We start from the raw sequence: 1,482 nt of genomic DNA, 5'->3' as shown, positions 1-1,482 counted from the left end.
TAAAGCCCACCTTGTGGTAGGCAGCCTGCAGGCGAGGAACAACAACTGCCTCAGCGACACTGGCCGAAAGAAGATGCGTCAAAGTTGAAGGCGGCTCAAAGCGTCCTGTAAAGGTTGCAACAGCTGTTTTCGTTAGAATTTCCCAAGACAGGTCTAGGCACGAGATGATGACAAGGGATCGGGAGAGGCAGTCCCGTAGCCCAATGAGGCCACCTGCGATGTTATGAATGATGTTTTGGGAAGCTTCTCTTTCTGTCTCTGGCGAGAGCTCCTGCAAGGATGACGAAGGACTAGGACTTGTATGAGATTGCACAAGAATGGGATCTAACTGATCCAAAGCAACTACAGTGGGTCCCCTTAGGCTCATCAGCCAAGAAAGCCCTGCAACAACTTGACTAGGATTTAAGCTGGCGTTGGTAAAACCGAATTGTCGGGCAACCTCTGATTCCACACCTAGGCCCTGTATCCAGCTAGTACCTATTGACGCCAGTGAAAAATCATTCGAATTAGCTAGAATGGCAGCTCGTACACAATCTTGGTACTTGATGGTGTGCTTGCGATCTTGAGTGAATAGCCATTGCAGAGTTTGTCTTAATGACGTCGAGCAAAGATTCGTGGGAAAAACTGGCGATCTCCTTCGCCTGCTTGGGAGTGGAGAGAGCTCTCAGAAAGACCAGATCGAGAATTTTTTGGAGCTGGCTAGTGCCATCAGGCTCTTCCTGAAGCAGAGAGGTGAGGTAGCCCTGGATTACGGTTTCCCAAAAGTCTTTCACATCGGTCATGTCCACTAGGACAAATCCCACCCCTTTTTCAAAGCAGCGCTGTCTTAAGACCCTGAGAAGGTGGGTTTTGCCAGAGCCACCATTGCCAAGCACAGGGATTCCACAGGATGTCTCCATCTGGGGAGATTGGATTAACTTCTCCAGCCGGCTGAATAGCTTCTCCCTGACATCCCGGTTAAGCTCAGGAACGTCAAAATCCGGAGGTTGCCAGATTTTTCTAAGATGAACTGTCCAATCAAAATCAACCTCCTTGAGGGCTTCTAGAGCTTTTTGTTGGTTGATTGAGAAAGAGGTACTTTCCTTGGAATTCATGGCTAGTTCCTAACACGAAGAACGTGCTTTTTGTAGCCGTACAGGTCAATAGCGGCGGCTTCGATTTCAGGAGTAATGGACAGAGGATCGTCCAGGTTCATCAGCACTATCTTGGCTTGGCGGTTCAAAGTCAGGAGCGCCTGATCCAATAGCCAGGAGGGAACATCGGGAAATCTTTTGCGCAAGTCGGATAAGTAGACTAGGTAGTAGCGCCCTCCCATCTCCTCGCAGGTGCGAAAGACCTTCTCGAGGAAGTTAGGATCAACCTCCCCTTCGCTAACTTCCCAGGGCTGCGTTTGCCCAGTAGGAACAGGGGCTGCTCCACCGAGAGAGGGCCTGTTCGCGCTACTCGGCCGTAGGCCTAGAATCCGCGCCAAGGGAACGTTCT

Annotated in this window: 2 protein-coding genes and 1 pseudogene; all 3 read right to left on the bottom strand. The window is 50.5% G+C overall.

Annotated features, from left to right (window positions below; genetic code table 11):
• Window positions 1–451 (bottom strand): annotated as a pseudogene (locus NW860_RS08590) (ATPase); the annotation flags it as partial.
• A 55-nt stretch (window positions 452–506) separates the two neighbouring features.
• Complete coding sequence (locus NW860_RS08585; RefSeq protein WP_414513629.1) at window positions 507–1,094, bottom strand: hypothetical protein; 588 nt, start codon at window positions 1,092–1,094, stop codon at window positions 507–509.
• A gap of 2 nt (window positions 1,095–1,096) precedes the next feature.
• On the bottom strand, window positions 1,097–1,482 hold a 386-nt coding region (locus NW860_RS08580), incomplete at its 5' end, for a hypothetical protein (protein WP_414513627.1).

Origin of the sequence: Synechococcus sp. F70.1 (genome assembly GCF_047502745.1) — a bacterium.
GTDB lineage: Bacteria > Cyanobacteriota > Cyanobacteriia > Thermostichales > Thermostichaceae > Thermostichus.
This window is presented reverse-complemented; position numbering and strand designations above follow the sequence as displayed.

Excerpts from the sequence above, each read along its gene's own strand:
- NW860_RS08585 (WP_414513629.1), bottom strand. The coding sequence starts at position 1,094 with ATGAATTCCAAGGAAAGTACCTCTTTCTCAATCAACCAACAAAAAGCT.